The organism is Streptomyces ureilyticus (assembly GCF_011045025.1).
GTDB classification, from domain to species: Bacteria; Actinomycetota; Actinomycetes; order Streptomycetales; family Streptomycetaceae; genus Streptomyces; species Streptomyces ureilyticus.
On the sequence record NZ_JAAKZX010000369.1, the window covers coordinates 1 to 4,501 of the forward strand.

Genomic DNA, 4,501 nt, shown 5'->3' on the forward strand with positions numbered 1-4,501 from the left:
GTTCCCCGCGCCCCTAAAAGGCCTGCGACTGCCCGCGCCCCTGAAAAGCCTGCGACTCCCCCCGCCCCGGAAGGCGCCCGCGCCCCGACGAATTCCGCAGCTTCCCGCCGGCGGGAGGGGACGGGGGCCCGCCCAACCGCCGGAGGCACCCCCACTCCCAACCGATTCCGTCGCTTAACCAAATGGCAACAACGGAATCACTTGTTGGACAGGCCCCCCTCTGTCAGGATCGGCCTTCAAATCGAGCTGGAGCCACGCCACCCCCACCCTGGAGGGGATCGCGACGGCGGAGGAGATCGACATGGACCACCTACGCAACGGCCGGACCTCCCTCAGCCGCCGCTCGCTGCTGCGGGCCACTACCGGTGGCGCGCTCACCCTCGGCGGCGCCGCAGCGCTGAGCGCCTGTGGCATCCCGGCGGCGAAGAACACCGCGGGAGTCGACTCCGACGACCACTCGGCCAAGGAGAAGCGGATCAGCTTCTCCAACTGGACCGAGTACATGGACGTCGACGACAGCGAGAAGCGGCACCCCACCCTCGACGCGTTCACCCAGCGCACCGGCATCAAGGTCAAGTACACCCAGGACATCAACGACAACGTCGAGTTCTTCGGCAAGATCAAGCCGCAGCTGGCAGCGGGCCAGGACACCGGCCGCGACCTCATCTGCGTCACCGACTGGCTCGCCGCCCGGCTCATCCGCTTCGGGTGGGTCCAGAAACTGGACCCGTCCAACCTGCCGCATGCGTACGCCAACCTCTCCCAGCAGTTCCGCAACCCCGACTGGGATCCGGGACGTGCGTACTCCTATCCCTGGACCGGCATCTCCACGGTCATCGCGTTCAACAAGAAGGCGCTCGACGGCGAGGAGGTGAAGTCCGTCTCCGACCTGCTCGACAACCCCAAGCTCAAGGGACGCGTCGGCTTCCTGTCGGAGATGCGGGACAGCGTCGGCATGACGCTGCTCGACATGGGCAAGGCCCCGGGGAAGTTCACCGACGACGACTTCGACGCGGCGATCGACCGCCTTCAGAAGGCCGTCGACAAGGGCCAGATCCGCCGCTTCACCGGCAACGACTACACGGCCGACCTCTCCAAGGGCGACTTCGCGGCCTGTCTCGCCTGGGCCGGTGACGTCGTCCAGCTCAAGGCGGACAGCCCGGACGTGGACTTCGTCATCCCGGACAGCGGCTACCTGACCTCCACCGACAACCTGCTGGTCCCCAACAAGGCCCGCCACAAGACCAACGCCGAACGGCTCATCGACTACTACTACGAGCCCGGCCCGGCCGCCCAACTCGCCGCGTACATCAACTTCGTATGCCCCGTGGACGGTGTGAAAGCCGAACTCGCGAAGTTCGACGAGGAAGCGGCGAACAATCCCTTGATCATTCCCGACGCGGCCATGGCCGCCAAGTCGCGCTCCTTCCGCTCTCTGAGCAGCAAGGAAGAGACGGCCTACGAAGAGAAGTTCGCAAAGCTGACAGGGGCGTGACCTCCATGACGAACGACAACAGCGGTGACGTCCGCCTCTCCGGGATGAGTAAGACCTACGGCTCCTTCACTGCCGTCCACCCGCTCGACCTGACCGTCCCCCAGGGATCGTTTTTCGCCCTCCTAGGGGCCTCGGGTTGCGGAAAGACCACCACCCTGCGGATGATCGCGGGCCTGGAGGAGCCCACTTCGGGAAACGTGTCCCTGGGAGACCAGGACGTGACGAACCTGCCGCCCTACAAGCGGCCGGTGAACACCGTCTTCCAGTCGTACGCCCTCTTCCCGCACCTCGACATCTTCGAGAACGTCGCCTTCGGTCTGCGCCGGCGCGGCATCAAGTCGGTGAAGAAGCAGGTCGGGGAGATGCTCGACCTCGTCCAGCTCGGCGAGCAGGCCCGCAAGAAGCCGCACCAGCTCTCCGGCGGCCAGCAGCAGCGCGTCGCCGTCGCCCGCGCCCTGATCAACCACCCCAAGGTGCTGCTCCTCGACGAGCCGCTCGGCGCCCTCGACCTCAAGCTGCGCCGCCAGATGCAGCTCGAACTCAAGCGCATCCAGACCGAGGTGGGCATCACGTTCATCCACGTCACGCACGACCAGGAGGAGGCCATGACGATGGCCGACACGGTCGCCGTGATGAACGCGGGCCGGGTCGAGCAACTCGGCTCGCCCGCCGACCTCTACGAGAACCCGCAGACCACGTTCGTCGCCAACTTCCTCGGCACCTCGAATCTCATCGAGGCCGAGGTCGACACGAAGAGCGGCGACGAGATCGTGCTCAGGGCAGGTGGCGGCAAGCTCTCCCTGCCGGCCGCGCGCTGTTCGGCGCCCACCACGACCGGCGGCAAGGTCCTGGTCGGCGTCCGCCCCGAGAAGATCTCCCTCACGCATGCAGAGGACGCGGGCGGGATACCCGAGGACCGCAACCGCATCACCGGGAAGATCGCCGACAGCAGTTTCATCGGCGTCTCCACGCAGTACGTCATCGACAGCCCCGTCTGCCCCGAGTTCGAGGTCTACGCCCAGAACATCGACCGCGACGCCCGGCTCGTCCCCGGCGCCGAGGTCGTCCTGCACTGGAGCCCGGCACACACCTTCGGCCTCGACGCGACCCAGGACATCGACGCCGGTGTCGAGACAGTCGGAGAAGAGGCCTCGGCATGACGACCGTCACCGAGGCGCCACCGCCTCTCGCACCCACCCCGCAGAAGAAGCCCCCGCGCAGAAGAGGCCGCCTCACCCCGTACTGGCTGCTCCTGCCCGGCATCCTCTGGCTGCTGCTCTTCTTCGCGCTGCCGATGGTCTACCAGGCCTCCACGTCCGTGCAGACGGGCTCGCTGGAGGAGGGCTACAAGGTCACCTGGCACTTCGCGACCTACTGGGACGCGATCTCCGAGTACTGGCCGCAGTTCCTGCGCTCGGTCCTCTACGCCGGCACCGCCACCGCCCTGTGTCTGCTGCTCGGCTATCCGCTCGCGTATCTGATCGCGTTCCGCGCGGGCCGCTGGCGCAATCTGATCCTGATCCTGGTCATCGCGCCGTTCTTCACCAGCTTCCTGATCCGTACGCTCGCCTGGAAGACGATCCTCGCGGACGGCGGCCCGGTCGTCGGCGCCCTCAACTCGCTGCACCTGCTGGACGTCACGAGCTGGCTCGGCCTCACGGCAGGCGACCGCGTACTGGCCACGCCGCTCGCGGTGGTCTGCGGACTCACGTACAACTTCCTGCCGTTCATGATCCTGCCGCTCTACACCTCACTCGAGCGCATCGACGGACGCCTCCACGAAGCGGCGAACGACCTGTACGCCAAGCCGTTCACAACCTTCCGCAAAGTGACGTTCCCGCTGTCCATGCCGGGTGTCGTCTCCGGCACGCTCCTCACGTTCATCCCCGCCAGTGGTGATTACGTCAACGCCGATCTGCTCGGCTCCACGGACACGCGCATGGTCGGAAACGTGATCCAGGGGCAGTTCCTGCGGGTTCTCGACTATCCGACGGCCGCGGCCCTTTCCTTCATCCTCATGGCCGCGATCCTCATCATCGTCACGCTCTACATTCGCAAGTCGGGGACGGAGGATCTGGTCTAAATGTCCCTCGTACGCTGGCTCAAGCGCCATCTCGTCGTCATAGCGGGCCTGTTGACGCTCGGATATCTGCTCCTGCCGAACGTCGTCGTCACGGTCTTCTCCTTCAACAACCCCAAAGGGCGCTTCAACTACGAATGGCAGCAGTTCTCCACGGAGGCGTGGACCGACCCGTGCGGCGTCGCTGATCTGTGCGGCTCGCTCGCGCTCAGCCTGCAGATCGCGGTCTGGGCGACCCTCGGAGCCACGGTGCTCGGCACACTGATCGCCTTCGCGCTGGTCCGCTACCGCTTCCGTGCGCGGGGCGCCGTGAACTCGCTGATCTTCCTTCCCATGGCGATGCCCGAGGTCGTGATGGCCGCCTCCCTGCTGACGCTCTTCCTCAACATGGGGGCTCAGTTGGGTTTCTGGACGGTCCTGATCGCCCACATCATGTTCTGCCTCAGCTTCGTCGTGACAGCCGTCAAAGCGCGCGTCATGTCGATGGACCCCAAGCTGGAAGAAGCCGCACGCGACCTGTACGCCGGACCGCTCCAGACCTTCGTCCGGGTCACCCTGCCCATCGCGGCCCCCGGAATCGTCGCGGGCGCGCTGCTCGCCTTCGCGCTCTCCTTCGACGATTTCATCATCACCAATTTCAACGCGGGCGCGACCGTCACCTTCCCCATGTTCGTCTGGGGCTCGGCACAACGCGGCACACCGGTCCAGATCAATGTCATCGGTACGGGCATGTTCATCGTCGCCGTCCTGATCGTGCTGGCCGGAATGGTCATCAGCGGTCGCCGGAACAGGCAAAAGGCATGACCACGCCAGGCATGACCACACCAGGCACGACCCGTTGGACAAAGTCGCTCGCCGACGCCCAGCCCGGCTCCTACTGGCTGGACGACCCCGCAAAGCCCCACCCCGAGCCCACGAGACCAACC

4 protein-coding genes are annotated in these 4,501 nt (G+C 66.1%); all 4 read left to right on the top strand.

Features of this window, described 5'->3' with window-relative positions; translation table 11 throughout:
* Positions 1–301: 301 nt before the first annotated feature.
* Genes G6048_RS46805 through G6048_RS46820 form a run of 4 tightly spaced genes read left to right on the top strand, consistent with a single transcriptional unit; the run spans position 302 to position 4,379 of the window.
* A complete protein-coding gene (locus tag G6048_RS46805) occupies positions 302–1,495 on the top strand; it encodes an ABC transporter substrate-binding protein (protein WP_165345703.1) in 1,194 nt (397 codons plus the stop codon).
* Between the two features lie 5 nt (positions 1,496–1,500).
* On the top strand, positions 1,501–2,655 hold the full coding sequence (locus G6048_RS46810; RefSeq protein WP_206342993.1) for an ABC transporter ATP-binding protein: 1,155 nt from the start codon (positions 1,501–1,503) through the stop codon (positions 2,653–2,655).
* Entirely contained in the window at positions 2,652–3,578 is a 927-nt protein-coding gene (locus G6048_RS46815) for an ABC transporter permease (protein WP_165345705.1), read from the top strand. Before G6048_RS46810 ends, G6048_RS46815 begins: the two co-directional genes overlap by 4 nt.
* Positions 3,579–4,379, top strand: a complete 801-nt coding sequence (locus tag G6048_RS46820; RefSeq protein WP_165345706.1) for an ABC transporter permease — start codon at positions 3,579–3,581, stop codon at positions 4,377–4,379.
* The last annotated feature ends 122 nt before the right edge of the window (positions 4,380–4,501 follow it).

Coding starts and splice junctions, on each gene's coding strand:
- G6048_RS46805 (WP_165345703.1), top strand. CDS start 302: ATGGACCACCTACGCAACGGCCGGACCTCCCTCAGCCGCCGCTCGCTG.
- G6048_RS46810 (WP_206342993.1), top strand. CDS start 1,501: ATGACGAACGACAACAGCGGTGACGTCCGCCTCTCCGGGATGAGTAAG.
- G6048_RS46815 (WP_165345705.1), top strand. CDS start 2,652: ATGACGACCGTCACCGAGGCGCCACCGCCTCTCGCACCCACCCCGCAG.
- G6048_RS46820 (WP_165345706.1), top strand. CDS start 3,579: ATGTCCCTCGTACGCTGGCTCAAGCGCCATCTCGTCGTCATAGCGGGC.